Genomic DNA, 17,426 nt, shown 5'->3' on the forward strand with positions numbered 1-17,426 from the left:
CCAGAGCGGGAGCCTCGCCCCATGACCACGCTCACAACGGCCAACAAGCGCGCAGGGCTCTATCGGCTGATCTGGCGCTGGCATTTCTATGCCGGCCTGTTCTGCATTCCCTTTGTCCTCGCCCTGTCGCTGAGCGGTTCGATCTACCTGTTCCGTCCGCAGATCGACGCGTTGCTCGACAGCCCCTACAACCACGTCCAGGCCGATGCGTCACGGAGGCCGATCAGTGAACAGATACAAGCGGCCCTGGCGTTGGTGCCCGGCAGCGTACTCAACGCCTATCAACTGCCGGACGGCCCGACCGAGGCCGTGCAGATCCTGGTGGGTAAAGGCGATGCGTTGCAGCGGGTCTATATCGACCCGGTGACGGCCAAGGTGGTGCACCAGGTGGCGGATGACGAGCGCTTCACCCGCCAGCTGTTCCACTTGCACGGTGAATTGCTGATGGGCGGCCTGGGTTCGGCGCTGGTGGAACTGGCCGCCGGCTGGACCATTGTCATGCTGCTTTCCGGGCTCTATCTCTGGTGGCCGAAAGGCGGTCGCCTGGCCGGGGTCATCTATCCGCGACTGGGCCAACGTGGCCGGCTGTTCTGGCGTGACCTGCATGCGGTGGTCGGCTTCTGGATCTCGCTGTTCGCGGTCCTGCTGATCCTCAGCGGCCTGCCCTGGGCGACTGTCTGGGGCGGCGCCCTCAAGGAAGTGCGGCAGTGGGCCGCGAGCCACGCCGTGGAACAGGACTGGACCACCGGCCGGGCTTCGGAAATGGCCCAGCGGCGGGCGATGAACATGCCCATGACCGACGAGCACGCCAATATGCCCGGTATGCACCATGACAAACCAGTGTCCATGCCGATGACAGCCTCCGCCACTCCGGACTACAGCGCGCTGGAGCGCTTGGTGCCAATGGTCCAGGCGCTACACCTGCCGTCGCCGGTTCTGATCACCCCGCCCTCGGCACAGTCACCCAAATGGACCGCCCGCTCCGACGCTGCGAACCGCCCACAGCGGGTCAACCTGACGCTAGACCCGGTCGGCGGCACGGTGCTCAAGCGTGTCGACTTCAGCCAGCGTCCCCTGCTCGACCGTGTCATCGGCTACGGCGTGGCGGTCCACGAAGGCCAACTGTTCGGCCTGGCCAACCAGTTGCTCGGCCTGCTCACCACCTTCGGCCTGATGACCCTGTCCCTCAGCGCCCTGGTGCTCTGGTGGCGCCGACGCCCCCAGGGCGCCCTCGGCGCACCGCCGGCCCTGGCCGAAAGCCGTTATCCGGCCGTCATGCTCGGTGTGCTGGTGCTGCTCGGCCTGTACCTGCCCTTGCTCGGCGCCTCCATGCTGGTGCTCTGGCTGCTGGAGCGTTGCCTGCTGTCACGGGTCAGGCCGCTACGCAACTTCCTCGGCCTGGCCGCCGGATAAGGCCTAGGCCCGGGGCGCCAGCCAGTTGTCGGGGATCACCGCAATCACGTCGATCTCCATCAGCCATTGCGGCTGGCCAAGCCCCGAGATCACCAGGCCGGTGGAGATCGGGAACACCCCCTTGAGCCATTTGCCGACCACCTGGTACACCGGCTCGCGGTAACGCGGGTCGATGATATAGGTGGTGGTCTTGACGATATGGGAGAGGTCCGAGCCGGCCTCTTCCAGCAGTTGCTTGACGTTTTTCATCGCCTGCTCGGCCTGCGCCCCGGGGTCGCCGAGCCCCACCAGATTGCCGTCGAAATCGGTGCCGATCTGGCCGCGGACATACACCGTATTGCCCGCCCGCACGGCCTGGCACAGGTCATTGTCCAGCGACTGGTTCGGGTAGGTGTCCTTGGTGTTGAACATGCGGATACGCGTATGGGTGGGCGTGGACATTGATAACTCCTCGAAAGAAAGACAACGCCGCACAGCGCAGTGCGGCTGGCGGACATCAAGCGCTGACGGCGGACCGGGTCACTGAGGGGCTGGCAGCGGCCATATCCGCCTCACGCTGGGCGGCATCGCGATAGGTGAGGTACTGGCGCTGGATGGCAATCTGATCGGCGATGTATTTGGCATCATGCCAAACACCCCAGATAAACGACGAACCCCGGCGTGACTGCCACGGCAGCCCGAGAAAGTAGATCCCCGACTCGCTGGACACACCGCGCTGATGGCGTGGCTTGCCCTTGTCGTCGAAAGCATCGACCTTCATCCAGCTGTAATCGGTGGCAAAGCCGGTGGCCCAGATAATCGTGGTGATGCCCGCTTCGGCCAGGTCGAGTTGGAGGATCGGCCGGGTCACACACTCGGGATCCGGGAAGGTGCGACGGGCCTCCGGGTCCGGCGGCAGGTCGAGGCCGTTGCGCTCGATATAGGCGTCAGCGGCATTGAGCAGCGCGAGATAATTCTCGTCGCCCCGGTCCAGATTGACCGCCAGGTCGGCCTGGAAACTGACCACACCGTTATCAAACGACCGGGTCAGCCCCACCAGTTTCAGGCCGCGTTGGGCCAGCTCGCGGAAGTCCACCGTGCGCCCGCCGTCGGCGCCGCTGACGGCAATGGTCACGTGCTCCCTACCCGGCTTCATGGCCGCCGCATCCCATTCGCCGAGCACTCCCAGCCACCAGCAGAAATCCCGCTGGCGATAGGCCCGTGGAGGCCGGTCGTGCTGGCCCACCGAAAGGTACACGGTGCGGCCGCCGCGTTGCAGCTCATCGGCGATCTGCGTCCCCGAAGAACCGGCACCCACCACCAGCACGGCGCCCGCGGGCAATTGCTGGGGATTGCGGTACTGCGCGGAGTGGATCTGGTTGAGGCCGGGGTCCTGGGGCGCAATCGCCGGAATCACCGGGCGCTGGAACGGCCCGGTGGCCACCACCACGCGACGGGTCTGGATCACGCCCTCGGAGGTTTCCACGGTGAAGCCCGGCCGGCCACTATTGCGCTCGACCTTTTTCACTTCCACACCGGTGCGGATCGGCGCGTTGAACTTGCGGGCATAGGCCTCGAAATAATCCGCCACCCGCTCTTTCGGGGCGAAGGCATCCGGACTGAGATCATCGAACTCCAGGCCTGGAAAACGATCGTGCCAGGCCGGCCCATTGGCCACCAGCGAATCCCAGCGGCCGCTGCGCCAGGCTTCGGCAATACGATTGCGTTCGAGCACCAGGTGCGGCACGCCGAGTTTGCTCAGATGCTCGCTCATGGCCACGCCGGCCTGGCCGGCGCCCACAACAAGCGTATCGATTTCAATGATTCCAGCTGTCATGCCTGTGTCCTTCTCGAAGGCGAGTGTGCAGGCATTCTGTGCAGATACAGGGAATAGCGAAATTATGATTTTTGTCGTCGCAAGGCAGGAAAAAACTAGGCCTGGGGGGAAACCTCAGGCCAGCGCTGGAGTGGCCCCCTCCTGTTGGACCAGCATGCCGTGGCACATCAGCCCCAGGACACTGCGCATGTGCCGGGCGTGGGCCCCACGGTCCGGGGTCGGTTCAGTGGCCAGGCGGATAAAGGCGACATTGGCGTACTGGTTGAACAGTGTCGCCGCCACCTCGATATCCACGCTGTCGCGCACTTTGCCCAGGCGTTGAAAGTGCACCAGCAGCGCTTTGGTTTCCTCGATGACCGCGCTGTTCCACGGCTGCAAGGCCTGGGACAGCTCGCCGGTAAACAGTGACGGCGCCAGCTCCCGCCACAGGGAAGCGGGCATGGCCTGCAACTGATAATGGGTCATCAGCCCTTCAAGCTCGCACAAGGCCTCCAGCGGGTCGCTGTTGTCATCGAGATGGGCGCGCGCCTCGCGCATCGCCTGCTCGTCGGGGGCCTTGAGCAAGGCCACGAGAATCTCCTGCTTGCCGCCGAAATAATTCACCACCGTAGGTGCCGAGACCCCGGCCTGGTTGGCGATCTGCTCCAGGCTGGTGGCGGCGAAACCGTTGGCCTTGAACAGCAGCAGCGCGGCCTCGGCGATCACTTGCCGGCGCTGTTCCTTTTGCCGCTCTCTGAGTCCGCTCATGTAGGTCCTGAGGTGATTTTTCGTAGGTCCAAGCCTACTGAAATAGTTTTCCACCAACAAATATTTTCTTTACAAAAATATTTTTAAGTGCCAAATATTATTTAGCCACCCCACCCCAAGGAGATAATCCATGTCCGCCGAACTCGACCCCAATCGCAGCACCCGCGACTACCAGGCGTCCGATGCCGCCCACCACATCCATGCGTTCGTCGACCAGAAAGCGCTCAATGCGCAAGGCCCGCGGGTGATGGTCGGCGGCGACCGCCTGACGCTCTGGGACAATGATGGCCAGCGCTACCTGGACGGCATGTCGGGCCTGTGGTGCACCCACCTCGGTTATGGCCGCAAGGACCTGGCCGCCGCTGCCCACGCGCAGCTGGAACAACTGCCCTATTACAATATGTTCTTCCACACCACCCACCCGGCGGTGATCGAACTCTCCGAGCTGCTGTTCAGCCTGTTGCCGTCCCACTACAGCCACGCCATCTATACCAACTCCGGCTCTGAGGCTAATGAGGTGCTGATCCGCACGGTGCGCCGGTTCTGGCAGGTGATGGGCAAGCCGGAGAAAAAAGTCATGATCGGCCGCTGGAACGGCTACCACGGCTCGACCCTGGCGGCGACCGCCCTGGGCGGCATGAAATTCATGCATGAAATGGGCGGCACCATCCCGGATGTGGCGCACATCGACGAACCCTACTGGTTCGCCCACGACGGTGACCTGAGCCCGGAGGCATTCGGCCTGCGCGCGGCCCGCCAGTTGGAAGAGAAAATCCTCGAACTGGGGGCCGACAAGGTCGCCGCCTTTGTCGCCGAGCCCTTCCAGGGTGCCGGCGGCATGATCATTCCCCCCGCCACCTATTGGCCGGAAATCCAGCGCATCTGCCGTCAGTACGACGTGCTGCTGTGCGCCGACGAAGTCATCGGCGGCTTTGGCCGAACCGGCGAATGGTTCGCCCACCAGACGTTCGGCTTCGAGCCCGATACGCTGTCGATTGCCAAGGGCCTGACCTCGGGCTACATCCCCATGGGTGGCCTGATCCTGTCGCGGCGCATGGCCGAAGCCCTGGTGGAAAAAGGCGGTGTTTTCGCCCACGGGCTGACCTACTCCGGCCACCCGGTGGCGGCGGCAGTGGCCATTGCCAACTTGAAGGCCTTGCGTGATGAAGGCGTGGTGCAGCAGGTGAAAACCGACACCGGGCCTTATCTGCAGAACTGCTTGCGGGAAGTGTTCGGCGAGCATCCGCTGGTAGGCGAGATCCAGGGCGTCGGCCTGGTCGCCGCGCTGCAGTTTGCCGAAGACAAGGCCAGTCGCAAGCGCTTTGCCAACGAGAACGAGATCGCCTGGCGCTGCCGCACCCTCGGTTTCGAGGAAGGCCTGATCATCCGCTCGACCCTGGGCCGCATGATCATGGCGCCGGCCCTGATCGCCACGCGGGCGGAGCTGGACGAACTGGTGGACAAGACTCGCATCGCGGTTGATCGCACAGCCCGCGAGTACGGCCGCCTGTAACGCCCGACGCCCACTGACAAGTTTTTACTTAACCAAGCGCCATAAAAAACCTCGTTTCGCCCGCTGCCGCTGATGGACAGAATGCAGTCATACCCAATCCCCGCCCGGGCAGCCTCTGCGCAGGCTGTCCGGGGCGCGGATGGCGACTCTGGACGGAAACAGGATCACCCCACCATGACGTTTTCAATCGTCGCCCGTTGTGCCGAAACAGGCCAATTGGGCATAGCCATCAGTTCATCCAGCATTGCCGTCGGCGCCCGTTGCCCCTGGCTGCGCCCCAGCGTGGGGGCGGTCGCCACCCAGAACATCACCCTTCCCGCCCTCGGCCCGCAGGTGCTCGACCAACTGGAACTCGGGCTGTCGCCTGCGCAAGCCCTGGACAAGGCGCTGACCCGCAACGGCTACAGTCAATTCAGGCAGTTGACCGCCATCGATCACGTGGGCAACACCGCGCACTTCAGTGGCGGCGAAACCCTGGGCTGCCACAATGCGCTGTCCGGCGAGCAGTGCGTGGCCGCCGGAAACATGCTGGCGAACCCGGGTGTGATCGAAGCCCTGGTGTACACCTTCGAAACCAGCGGCGGGCAACTCGCCGATCGCCTGGTCGCCGCCATGCAAGCCGCGGTGGCGGCCGGTGGCGAAGCAGGACCCGTGCATTCGGCGGCCATGGTGGTGGTCGGCGAACTGATCTGGCCGATCATCGACCTGCGGGTCGACTGGGCGGATGAAGACCCGGTGGGCAAGCTGGCGCAACTCTGGGCCGACTACAGCCCGCAAGTGCAGGACTATATCGTCCGCGCCCTGGACCCGACCAAGGCGCCCAGCTACGGCGTGCCCGGAGATGAATAGATGAACAGCAGCCGCGATCTACTGGCCGCGCTGATCGCCTTCGACACCACCAGCCGCGAGTCCAACCTGCACTTGATCGAGTTTGTCCGCGACTACCTGGCGCGGCTGGATGTTCCTTGCCAACTGATCTTCAACGAGGCGCGCAGCAAGGCCAACCTGTTCGCCACCCTGGGCCCGGACGACCGTCCGGGCATCGTGCTCTCCGGCCATACCGACGTGGTGCCGGTGGATGCGCAACCCTGGACGGTGGCACCGTTCGAGCTGAGCGAAAAGGACGGCAAGCTCTACGGTCGCGGCACCGCCGACATGAAGGGCTATATCGCCTGTGTGCTGGCGGCCGTGCCGCAATTGCTGGCCGCGCCGTTGCGCATGCCGGTGCACATCGCCCTGTCCTATGACGAAGAAGTCGGTTGCCTGGGCGTGCGCTCGCTGCTCGCCGAACTTGAACAGCGGCCGCACAAGCCGCTGCTGTGCGTTATCGGCGAACCCACCGAACTCAAGCCGGTGCTCGGCCACAAGGGCAAGCTGGCGATGCGCTGCGATGTCCACGGCGCGGCCTGTCACTCGGCGTACGCCCCCCAGGGCGTCAATGCCATCGAATACGCCGCCGAATTGATCGGCGAACTGGGGCGTATCGGTTCACGGCTGCGCGCCCCGCACTTGCACGACCCACGCTTCGACCCACCCTTCAGCACCGTGCAGACCGGGGTGATCAGCGGCGGCAAGGCGCTCAATATCGTCCCCGCCGACTGCCGCTTTGATTTCGAAGTGCGGGCACTCCCCAACCTCGATCCCCGTGAAGTCGCCCAGCAGTTGGAGCAGTACGCCGAACAACAGGTACTGCCGAAAATGCGTGCCGTCAACGAGGCCAGCAACATCCGCTTTTCCGAACTCTCGGCCTACCCCGGACTGGCCACCGACCCGCAGAGCGAAGCGGCGCGGTTGATCGCGCAGTTCTGTGGATCGAGCGAGTTCAGCACCGTGGCCTTCGGCACCGAAGGCGGGTTGTTCGACGCCATCGGCATTCCGACGGTGGTCTGCGGCCCCGGCAGCATGGACCAGGGCCACAAGCCCGATGAGTTTGTCAGCCTTGAGCAGCTCCAGGGCTGCGATGCAATGCTCCAGCGCCTGATCCAGGCGCTGCGAAGCTGATCCCTCAGGCGTCCAGCTTGGGCGCCAAGACCTCGCGGCAATGGTCGACAAACAACTGCGCCGGCTTGGTCAGTTGCCCACGGCGCAACCAGGCGGCGGACAACCCGGAGCCGGTGACCTGCTCGGCCAACGGCACGCGTACCACCTTCTGCCCGTCGTAGGTGTAATCGGAATATGGCCGGGTGACCAGAATTGAAAAGCCGAACCCGCGCCCGACCATACCCCGGACCATTTCAATGGAAGGCGAGCTGAACAGGATATGCGGGGTCAGGCCCAGCTCCTCGAAGATGCTCACAAAGTAGGTCCGACTGGGTTGCACATCCAGCAGCACCATCGGCTCCAGCACCAGGTCGTGTAACGAGACCTTGGCCTGGTGGGCGAAACGATGCCCTTCCGGCAACAGCGCATAGGGTTGCTGCGGCGCCATCAGCGGTACGGTATCGATGGTGCTGTCCAGGTCATGTTCATAAAGAATGGCCAGATCGATACTGCCCGACGTCAGCGCCTGCACCAGTTCCTGTTGTTCGCCATCGCGAATACGGATCTCCACCCCCGGCCAGCGGTCGCGAAAGCCGGCGATCAGGCGCGGCAGATAGAGCGGCGCGACGGTTTCGAAACAGCCGATATCGATCTGCCCGGCGACCACATCGTTGTCCGCCAAGGCATTCTGCTCGAACTCGTGGGCCACCCGCAGCAGTTCCTGGGCCTTGCGGTAGAACCGTGCACCACTGGGGGTCAGCGATACGCCCTGGGCGTGATGGCGGATAAACAATTGCACGGCAAAGCTTTCTTCCAGGTGCTTGATCGCGGTCGACACCGAAGGCTGGGCGATATAGAGCTTGCGGGAGGCTTCGGCGACGCTGCCGCACTCGACAGTGGTGACGAAATATCTGAGTTGTCGCAAGTTGTAAGCGGCCATGGCTACCTCGGAAATGGCAAAGCGAATGCATCCACATCGCCCATCAAGAATCGGGCCGGGTCCTCAGAAGCTTACACGCCACCGGTAAAAACCGTACCGCGCGCACTGCCCCGACGACGTGAGCATCCAGCCGATTCTGCGGTGTTCACGAAACGCGAGAAACCATTAATTTCCTGGGGCCTGACGCTAAAAAACCTGTCCAGGCACGCGCCATTTCAGTGCACGCCTGATGAGTTTTTTTATCGATAGCGAAGACATTTTTACTCATTTCGTGGACCGCGCACTTCCCCCACTATCGGCACAACGGATCGTGGACATGGCCCATCAGAGGCTATTTTGGAGGGTGCAGTGACTGACTTGAACACGTGGCAACGCCTGGCGGGACAGCAGCGCCTGATCGATGTCGCCTGTATTGACGGGCGGGCCCATACGGCCCGGGACGGCGCCACATTCGCCGTGATCAACCCCGCCACCAACGCCTTGCTCGCGCGGGTCACGGCCTGCTCGGACGTCGATATCGACAGGGCCGTGCGGGTGGCCCGCAACAGTTTCGACAACGGGCCCTGGGCCCGGATGCAGCCCAGGGAGCGCAAGGCGATCCTGCTGCGGCTCAGCGAGTTGACCCTGGCCCACCGCGAGGAGCTGGCGTTGCTCGACTCCTTGAGCATGGGCAAACCGGTCATGGATGCCTACAACATCGATGTCCCCGGCGCGGCCCAGGTCTTTGCCTGGTACGCCGAAAGCCTCGACAAACTCTACGACCAGGTGGCGCCCACCGGCCCCGGCACCCTGGCGACCATCACCCGGGTGCCGTTGGGTGTGATCGCGGCCGTGGTGCCGTGGAATTTCCCCCTGGACATGGCGGCCTGGAAAGTCGCGCCGGCCCTCGCGGCAGGCAACAGTGTGATTCTCAAGCCCGCCGAGCAATCCCCCTTCTCCGCCCTGCGCCTGGCTGAGCTGGCGCTTGAAGCCGGTGTGCCGCCCGGGGTGTTCAATGTGGTCACCGGCCTTGGCGAACAGGCCGGGCGCGCCCTGGGCCTGCACCCGGATATCGATGCGCTGGCCTTTACCGGCTCGACCCAGGTCGGCAAATACTTCATGCAGTACGCGGCGCAATCCAACCTCAAGCAGGTCTGGCTGGAATGCGGCGGCAAGAGCCCGAACCTGGTGTTCGCCGATTGCCAGGACCTGGACCTGGCGGCGGAAAAGGCCGCCTTCGGGATTTTCTTCAACCAGGGTGAAGTCTGCTCGGCGAACTCGCGGCTGCTGGTCGAGCGCTGCATTCACGATGAGTTCGTCGAACGCCTGCAGGAAAAGACCCGCCACTGGCAACCGGGCGATCCGCTGGACCCGGCCAGCCGGATGGGTGCGATGGTCGACGCCCGGCAGGTCGCTCGGATGATGGATTACATCGGCCAAGCCAGTACCGACGGCGCCCGACGGGTAGCCGGTGGCAAGCAGGTGACGATCAACGGTTCGAACAATTTTATCCAGCCGACACTGTTCACCCAGGTCAGCCCCGAGATGCGCCTGTCCCGTGAGGAGGTCTTCGGCCCGGTGCTGGCGATCACCGCCTTCGACGATGAAGACCATGCCGTACGGATGGCCAACGAGCATATCTACGGCCTGGCCGCGTCGCTGTGGAGCGACGACCTCAACCGCGCCCATCGCGTCGCGGCCCGCTTGAATGCCGGCACCGTCTCGGTCAATACCGTGGATGCCCTGGACGTCTGCGTGCCCTTTGGCGGCGGCAAGCAGTCCGGCTTTGGCCGCGACCTGTCACTGCATTCGTTCGACAAATACACCCAGTTGAAGACCACCTGGTTTCAGTTGCGCTGAATCCCCGGTAGTCCACCACCTCGCGGGCCGGCACCGCCGCCCGCGTCAATCCATCAACCAGCAGGGAAAAGCGCATGAAGACGCACTTCGACTATGTCATCGTCGGTGCCGGCTCCTCCGGCTGTGTACTGGCGAACCGCTTGAGTGCCGACCCGAGCCTCAGCGTCTGCCTGATCGAAGCCGGCGGCCACGACAACAGCCCGCGAATCCAGACGCCGGCCGGCACCATCACCCTCTACAAGAGCAAAAAGTACAGCTGGAACTTCTTCTGCGCTCCGCAGAAGAACCTCGCCGGCCGTACCTTGCACACGCCACGGGGCAAGGCCCTCGGCGGCTCCAGCTCGATGAACAGCATGATCTATATTCGCGGCCACGCCAGCGACTATGATCGCTGGGCGCAGGCCGGCTGCCCCGGCTGGGACTGGGACAGTGTGTTGCCGTACTTCAAGAAGTCGGAGAACAACCGACTCGGCCAGGACCCGCACCGGCATGGCAGCGCCGGTGAGCTGAACGTCGAGGCCGCGCGCGATCCCAATCCGCTGTCGAAGCTGTTCGTCCAGGCCGCCGAACGCCTGGGCCTGCGCCGCAACGACGACTTCAACGGCGACCGGCTCGAAGGCTGCGGCATCTACAACCTGACGCAAAAGGATGCCCGCCGCCTCTCCAGCTACCGGGCCTTTGTCGCACCGGTGATCGATCGTCCGAACCTGACCGTGCTAACCGACTGCACCGTGCATTCGCTGATCCTTGAGCGGCGCACGGCCAAGGGCGTCAGGCTCGAAATGGCCGGCAGCCAACAGACCCTGCACGCCAACCGTGAAGTCATCCTTTGCGCGGGCGCCCTGGGCAGCCCGCAGTTGCTGCTGGCCTCCGGCATCGGCCCGGCGCAGGAACTGCAAGCCGCCGGGATCCCGGTCGAGCACGACCTGCCCGGCGTCGGCAAGAATTTGCAGGACCATCTCGACGGCCTGGTCACCGTTCGCTCCAGAAGCCCGCTGACCCTGGGCTTTTCCCTCGGCTCCCTGCCCAGCATTCTCAGCGCGCCGCTGCGCTACCTGCTGGCCAAAAAAGGCTGGCTGACCACCAACTATGTCGAGGCCGGCGGCTTTGCCCGAACGCCCCTCGCAGAGATGCTGCCGGATGTGCAGTTCCATTTCGTGCCCGGTTATCGCAGCCATCGAGGCCGGCTGTTCGAGTGGGGCCACGGTTATGCGGTCCACACCTGTGTACTGCGGCCCAAAAGCATCGGCGAGCTGCACCTGGACCGCAACGGCAAGCTGGTGATCGATTTCAACTTCCTCTCCGATCCCGCCGACGCCAAGGTGCTGATCGAAGGTTTGAAGCTGGCCCGGCGCATTCTCGCCGCCCCGCAGTTCGATGGCATTCGCGGTAAAGAGATGCTTCCCGGCGAGGCCGTACAGACCGATGAGCAGCTGCTGACCTACGTGCGCGACTACGCCTCGACGGTGTTCCACCCGGTGGGCACCTGCAAGATGGGCGTCGACCCCATGAGCGTGGTCGGCCCGGACTTGAAGGTCCATGGCCTGAAAGGGCTGCGGGTGGTCGACGCCTCGATCATGCCGACCCTGATCAGCGGCAACACCAATGCACCGTGCATCATGATCGGCGAGAAAGCCGCCGACCTGATCCTGCTGCGTGGCCCCCTGAGCGCAGCCGGCATTCGCGACAACGAGCGCCTGACCGGTTGATAGCAGCCCCCCAAGGAAAAACGCTGCCACCCGGAGCCGGGCGGCGGCGTTTTCCAGCTTGCCCACCCGCCAGAACCGCGCCGCAGAGGCTTTTCGCCGCTGCCGGCCTACCCAGTTTTTTCCTTTTTAGCGACGACATATTTACTCATTTTCCTGGCCCGCCACATCAGCCAATATCAATCTCGCCCCAACAGAGGCACAAGGTCCGTCAGAGACCCCAGGTTGTTCAGTTTTTGGCGTCTTGCCCCACTGCCCCGAGATATACCAACTAAAAAACCAACATTCCGGGAGTGCACAATGATCAAGTCTTTCGTCTCGCGCTGCATACGTCCACTGGCCTTGACCGCTATCGCAGCCGGCGTTGCCGGTGGTGCCCAGGCCGGCACCCTGTCGATCGGCCACACCACCTGGGTCGGCTACGGCACCCTGTACCTGGCCCAGGACCTGGGCTACTTCAAGGACAAGGGCCTGACCGTGGAACTGCCGACCATCGAGGAAGCTTCCATGTACATGGCCGCGCAGGCCTCGGGCAAGCTGTCCGGCTCGGCCTCGACCCTGGATGAAATCCTCAAGTATCGCCCGCAATTCTGCTTCAAGGCTGTCGCCGCGCTGGATGAAAGCCATGGCGGCGACGGCGTGCTGGTGGGCAAGGAGGTCAACAGCCTGCAGGAACTCAAGGGCAAGGCCGTGGCCGTCAATGAAGGCTCCGTCTCGCAGTTCTGGCTCAACTACCTACTGAAGAACGCCGGCATGAAGATGAGCGACCTGACCATCCAGAACATGACTGCCGACGATGCGGCCACCGCCTTTATCGCCGGCCGCGTACCCGCCGCCGTGACCTGGGAACCGCACCTGAGCACCGTGCGTGAAAAACACACCGGCAAGGTGTTGATCGACAGCAGCAGTACCCCCGGGGTGATCGTCGATGTGGTGGCCTTGAACTGCGAGGTCGTCGACAAGCAGCCGGAAGATGTCAAAGCCCTGGTCGCCGGCCTGTACAAGGCGGTGAAGTACACCCAGGAACATCCGAAGGAGGCCTACGCGATCATGGCCAAGGGCGTCGGCGGCTACCTGGCGGACCCGGCGGAACTGGCCTCGGCGGCCAAGGGCGTGCGTTTCTATGACCAGGCCATGAGCGAAGCCCTGCTGGGCAGCAATGGCAGCAAAGGTGCCGCCGAAGGCGTGCTCAAGCTGGCCAACGAAACCGCCAGCGAGTTGCAAGGCAAGCCTTACAACGTCAGCTACGCCGACCTGATCGACAATCGCTTCATCACCCCGAAATAGGAGGCGGCATGTCCAAGCGTAATTCGTGGTTGAACCGCTGCCTCACGCCCAAGACCGGCTTGCCGGTCCAGGTGGTCTGGAGCGCCAGCGGGCTGGCCTGGGTACTGCTGATCGGGCTCTGGGCCGTGCTGTCCTATGGCGGCGTGGTGCCGGCGATGTTCCTGCCCACCCCGGGCGCCGTGCTGGAGGCGGCGCTGCGCCTGAGCCGTGACGGCACCCTGGGGCCGCATGTCTGGGCCAGTGTGGAAGTGGTGATGGTCGGTTTTATCATCTCCTCGCTGGTGGCGGTGCCCATCGGCCTGCTGATGGGCAGTTTCCGGGTGGTGCAGGCGTTCCTCGAGCCGCTGGTCAACTTTATCCGCTACCTGCCGGTCACCTCGTTCGTGCCGCTGTTCATCCTGTGGATCGGCATCGGCCTGGAACAACGGGTCTCGGTGATTATCTTCGGGGTGTTTTTCCAGCAACTGGTGATGATTGCCGACGTGTCCAAGGGCGTGTCCAAGGACCTGGTCAACGCCTCCTACACCCTGGGTTCCAACCGCATGGATGCGGTCCTGCATGTGATCGCCCCGGCATCACTGCCGGGGGTGCTGGACACCCTGCGGGTGACCATGGGCTGGGCCTGGACCTACCTGGTGGTGGCCGAACTGGTGGCGGCCTCCAGCGGCCTGGGCTACCTCAGCCTCAAGGCCATGCGCGGCTTCCAGGTCGATGTGATTTTCCTGGCGATCGCTGTTATCGGCCTGTTGGGGCTGGTCACCGATCAATTGTTCAGACTTCTTCGCTTGAAGGTGGCCGCATGGGCTCAGTAACGGCAACATCCCCCCGGCTCGTCACGCCAATGAGCATCGCCCCCAGCGCCGCCCCGCGCCTGCGTGTCGACAGCGTCAGCCTGCAGTACAAGACGCCTTCGGGCGGAACCTTCACCGCCCTGGAGAAGGTCTCGTTCGAGGTGCCCGACCAGCAGTTCGCGGTCCTGGTCGGGCCTTCGGGCTGCGGTAAGTCGAGCCTGCTCTACCTGACGGCGGGGCTGGCCGAACCCACCTCGGGCGATATCTATGTCGGTGGCCAGTTGGTCGACGGCCCGGGGGCCGACCGTGGCATGGTGTTCCAGAGCTACACCCTGTTTCCCTGGTTGACGGTGCGCAAGAACATCGAGTTCGGCCTCAAGCGTCGTGGCATTGCCGCCGCGGAGCGCCGCGAGACGGTGGACTACTACCTGAATGAAGTCGGCCTGCTGAAGTTTGCCGATAACTATTCCAAGCAGCTTTCCGGGGGGATGATGCAACGGGTCGCGATAGCCCGCGCCCTGGCCAACGACCCGCAGATCCTGCTGATGGATGAGCCCTTTGGGGCGCTGGACAGCCAGACGCGCCTGCAGATGCAGCAACTGTTGCTCAAGGTCTGGGAGCACACCAAGAAGACCGTGCTGTTCGTGACCCATGATATCGACGAAGCCATCCTGCTGGGTGACCGCATCTTCGTCATGGGCGCCCGGCCGGGGCGGATCAAGGAGGTGCTGGACGTTCCAATAGGCCGGCCGAGAACCCTGGACATGGTCATGGACCCGGGGTTTATCCGGATGAAGCGGGAGATCTTTCATCTGCTGCATGATGGGCCGGAAGACCACCAGGCCGGTTAAGAATCAGGCAGGGCGCTTTTCCCGAGGATGAGAAAGCCCAATCGTAACCGATTGGGCCGAATCAATACGGTGACCGCTGTATGACGTTTTGTCAGTCAATCTGTATCTAACAGGCTCGCATCGCCCCCTCTATTATCCTGCGCACCACCCAGGTGCCTCCAGGAGCTACGCCATGCCCGAACTGTCCAACCTGCTTGCCTACGGCCTGATCTCACTCGGCATGGTGCTGACGCCCGGGCCGAACATGATCTATCTCATCTCGCGCTCGATCTGCCAGGGGCGCATGGCCGGGCTGATTTCCCTGGGCGGCGTGGCCTTGGGTTTCATCGTCTATATGTTTTGCGCCGCATTGGGCATCACCGCGCTGCTCCTGGCGGTTCCCTACGCCTATGACGTCCTGCGCCTCGGCGGCGCGCTCTACCTGCTCTACCTGGCCTGGCAGGCGGTCAAGCCCGGCGGCCGCTCGCCGTTCCAGGTGCGCGACCTGCCCAAGGACAGCCCGCGCAAACTGTTCACCATGGGCTTTGTCACCAACCTGTTGAATCCCAAAGTCGCGGTCATGTACTTGTCACTGTTGCCCCAATTCATCGACCCCGTCGGCCACGACAGCGTGCTGACGCAATCCCTTGTGCTCGGTTTTACCCAGATCGTCATCAGCGTCAGCGTCAACGCGCTGATCGCTGTGATGGCGGGTTCCATCGCGGCATTTCTCGCCAACAGGCCAGTGTGGCAGATCGTGCAACGCTGGCTGATGAGCACGGTGCTCACAGGCTTGGCCGTGCGCATGGCCGTCGAGGGGCGGCGCTAAAGCCGGCTGTTTGCGCTTGAACGCAAAAGGGCGACAGCCATCAGCCCCCCTGACCGATCAGGATATCCTCGAAGAACGCCCCCACCGCTTCGGTGGGATGGCAGAGCTGGATTTCCAGGACCCAGACCATCTCGCTCGGCACGATCTCCAGCTCGGCCAGCTTCTCCTGGCCGAACAACGCGTGGGGGAAGTCGGCGATGCGGTGTCCGGCCAGGTTTCGCTCCAGTCGCCAGCCCTTTGAGTCCGCACTGCGTTCGGCGAAATCATAGAGCTCGCGGCCGGTCAGCCCCTGGTGCCAAGCCTCGCGGGTTTCGTCGAACACCTCATGCAAGGCCTTGACGCAGGCCTGGTGCAGAGGATGCTCGCCGAAGACGAAGGTGTCGCCATAGTCGCCTTCATAACCGTCCCACACCGGGCCGAGATCGACCACGGCGATATCGGTCGCGCGTAGCTTGCGCTGCGGATCGATGCCCTGGCGTGGCGTGCGCACAGTATCGTCGCCAAAACGGATATAGGTCGGATGCCAGGTGTGGGACGCGCCCATGGCCTGCAACTGCTGATTGGCCATCTCAAGGGCCTCGGCGGTGGTCATCCCGACCTGCAGTTGGCTGGCGATCGAGGCCAGGGCGCGGACCGATTGCTCGCGGGCGGCCAGCATGCCGTCCAGGGAATAGCGCGGACCGACTTTTTCCCAGACCGGATCCAGCGGCTTGGGCGGCGACTCGGGCAGCGACACGCCGCTGGGCACAAAGGCCTCCGCGACAAAACGGTGAGCCGGCACGCCCGCCGCGAGGCAGTGCTCGCGGACATCGCGGATCATCGCGCTGTTACCGCAGGCATAGACCTGGGCATCTGCCCAAGGATGCGCCCGCTCAAAGGCAACCTGCTGCACCCGGGCCTCTGACGACAGCACCGGGTACCAGACAAACCCGGGATACTCGATGCGCGCCTGGTCCAGGAACTCGCGGTCGTAAAAGTCCCCGGGCTGCGAGCCGCCCCAGTACAACGTCACCTCGGTGCCCCGGGCCAGCGCGGTCAGCAGCAGCGGCTTGATCCCGGCGTAGCCGGTCCCCGTGGCAAACAACACCACGGGCCGAGCGTCCTCGTGCTGCCAGGTGCAGGCACCCAAAGGGCCTTCCAGCTTCAGCGTCTGACCGACGTCCAGCGTCGCCAGGATCTGCTCGGAAAAAACGCCGCCAGGGACCTGGCGGATATGAAAGACCAGTTGGCCGTGATCCTGCGCCGGGAGATTGGCAATGGAGAAACACCGACTGTCGCCATCGTCGAGGCGAAACCGGACGTACTGGCCGGCGCGAACTTCAACCGGTTCCAGGGTTTCCGGCATCAGCACCAGCTCGGTGATATCGGAGCTCAGTGCACGCTTGCCCAGGACCCGTACGGGGATTTCCAGCTTGGGCGTGTCCAGCGACCAGCCGGGGATTTCCAGGCGCATATCGGCGCAGGCATGGCTCTGGCACAACAACATTTCATCGGCGGCCAGCGGATAGGAAGGTGCCGGAGCGTCCGCAGCCAGGACCTTGTCACGGTACTGCCCCGCCACGACCTTGACCTTGCACGAGCCGCACGCCCCGCGACGACAGGAGAACGGCACCGACAGGCCACTGGCGAGCATGGCGTCGAGCAACAACTCGTCACCGGCTTCGAAGGTTTTGCCCGAGGGCGACAACTCAATGACATGGCGTGCGTTCATAAGGACCTCAGGGGTGAATGTGCG

The 17,426-nt window shown here is 63.8% G+C and carries 15 protein-coding genes; 10 read left to right on the forward strand and 5 right to left on the reverse strand.

Going from position 1 to position 17,426, the window contains the following annotated elements; translation table 11 throughout:
* The first annotated feature begins 21 nt into the window (after positions 1-21).
* Positions 22-1,413, forward strand: a complete 1,392-nt coding sequence (locus M5B42_RS29675) for a PepSY domain-containing protein (RefSeq protein ID WP_248747824.1) — start codon at positions 22-24, stop codon at positions 1,411-1,413.
* 3 nt (positions 1,414-1,416) lie between these two features.
* On the opposite strand, the gene M5B42_RS29680 is transcribed toward M5B42_RS29675, so the two are convergent.
* The 3 genes from M5B42_RS29680 to M5B42_RS29690 form a co-directional block, all read right to left on the reverse strand.
* On the reverse strand, positions 1,417-1,854 hold the full coding sequence (locus M5B42_RS29680) for a RidA family protein (protein ID WP_103499585.1): 438 nt from the start codon (positions 1,852-1,854) through the stop codon (positions 1,417-1,419).
* A 55-nt stretch (positions 1,855-1,909) separates the two neighbouring features.
* Positions 1,910-3,229 carry an NAD(P)/FAD-dependent oxidoreductase gene (locus M5B42_RS29685; protein WP_248747825.1) on the reverse strand — a complete coding sequence of 440 codons (1,320 nt, stop codon included), beginning with the start codon at positions 3,227-3,229 and terminating at the stop codon, positions 1,910-1,912.
* Positions 3,230-3,343: 114 nt separating this feature from the next.
* Entirely contained in the window at positions 3,344-3,976 is a 633-nt protein-coding gene (locus tag M5B42_RS29690) for a TetR/AcrR family transcriptional regulator (protein ID WP_248747826.1), read from the reverse strand.
* A gap of 130 nt (positions 3,977-4,106) precedes the next feature.
* Between M5B42_RS29690 and M5B42_RS29695 the strand changes: the two genes are divergently transcribed.
* From M5B42_RS29695 to argE, 3 genes are all read left to right on the forward strand, one after another.
* Positions 4,107-5,489, forward strand: coding sequence for an aspartate aminotransferase family protein (locus tag M5B42_RS29695; RefSeq protein WP_248747827.1), 1,383 nt, complete (start codon positions 4,107-4,109; stop codon positions 5,487-5,489).
* Between the two features lie 174 nt (positions 5,490-5,663).
* On the forward strand, positions 5,664-6,338 hold the full coding sequence (locus tag M5B42_RS29700) for a DUF1028 domain-containing protein (RefSeq protein ID WP_248747828.1): 675 nt from the start codon (positions 5,664-5,666) through the stop codon (positions 6,336-6,338).
* On the forward strand, positions 6,339-7,490 hold the full coding sequence (argE, locus tag M5B42_RS29705; protein ID WP_248747829.1) for an acetylornithine deacetylase: 1,152 nt from the start codon (positions 6,339-6,341) through the stop codon (positions 7,488-7,490). It abuts the gene before it with no gap.
* 4 nt (positions 7,491-7,494) lie between these two features.
* Here argE and M5B42_RS29710 read toward each other — a convergent pair whose 3' ends face one another.
* The gene (locus M5B42_RS29710; protein WP_103499579.1) at positions 7,495-8,409 is read right to left on the reverse strand and encodes a LysR substrate-binding domain-containing protein; all 915 of its coding nucleotides are present in this window, start codon (positions 8,407-8,409) and stop codon (positions 7,495-7,497) included.
* A 348-nt stretch (positions 8,410-8,757) separates the two neighbouring features.
* Here M5B42_RS29710 and M5B42_RS29715 point away from each other — a divergent pair, with 348 nt between their 5' ends.
* The 6 genes from M5B42_RS29715 to M5B42_RS29740 all read left to right on the forward strand — a co-directional run bounded on the left by M5B42_RS29715 (position 8,758) and on the right by M5B42_RS29740 (position 15,691).
* Positions 8,758-10,248: an aldehyde dehydrogenase gene (locus M5B42_RS29715; protein ID WP_248747830.1), complete on the forward strand. Its 1,491-nt coding sequence runs from the start codon at positions 8,758-8,760 to the stop codon at positions 10,246-10,248.
* A 74-nt stretch (positions 10,249-10,322) separates the two neighbouring features.
* Positions 10,323-11,957, forward strand: coding sequence for a GMC family oxidoreductase N-terminal domain-containing protein (locus M5B42_RS29720; RefSeq protein ID WP_248747831.1), 1,635 nt, complete (start codon positions 10,323-10,325; stop codon positions 11,955-11,957).
* Between the two features lie 297 nt (positions 11,958-12,254).
* Positions 12,255-13,241 (forward strand): ABC transporter substrate-binding protein, encoded by a 987-nt coding sequence (locus M5B42_RS29725; protein ID WP_103499576.1) that lies wholly within the window; start codon positions 12,255-12,257, stop codon positions 13,239-13,241.
* Between the two features lie 8 nt (positions 13,242-13,249).
* The gene (locus M5B42_RS29730) at positions 13,250-14,053 is read left to right on the forward strand and encodes an ABC transporter permease (protein ID WP_100941672.1); all 804 of its coding nucleotides are present in this window, start codon (positions 13,250-13,252) and stop codon (positions 14,051-14,053) included.
* Positions 14,041-14,883 carry an ABC transporter ATP-binding protein gene (locus M5B42_RS29735; RefSeq protein ID WP_152742015.1) on the forward strand — a complete coding sequence of 281 codons (843 nt, stop codon included), beginning with the start codon at positions 14,041-14,043 and terminating at the stop codon, positions 14,881-14,883. The genes M5B42_RS29730 and M5B42_RS29735 overlap by 13 nt, the downstream gene beginning before the upstream one ends.
* Positions 14,884-15,055: 172 nt before the next feature.
* A complete protein-coding gene (locus tag M5B42_RS29740; RefSeq protein ID WP_248747832.1) occupies positions 15,056-15,691 on the forward strand; it encodes a LysE family translocator in 636 nt (211 codons plus the stop codon).
* Between the two features lie 40 nt (positions 15,692-15,731).
* Here the strand turns inward: M5B42_RS29740 and M5B42_RS29745 are convergent, their stop codons facing one another.
* On the reverse strand, positions 15,732-17,402 hold the full coding sequence (locus M5B42_RS29745; protein WP_248747833.1) for a M24 family metallopeptidase: 1,671 nt from the start codon (positions 17,400-17,402) through the stop codon (positions 15,732-15,734).
* Between the last annotated feature and the right edge of the window lie 24 nt (positions 17,403-17,426).

The sequence above is a fragment of the Pseudomonas sp. MWU12-2037 genome, from assembly GCF_023242345.1.
Taxonomy (GTDB): domain Bacteria; phylum Pseudomonadota; class Gammaproteobacteria; order Pseudomonadales; family Pseudomonadaceae; genus Aquipseudomonas; species Aquipseudomonas gingeri_D.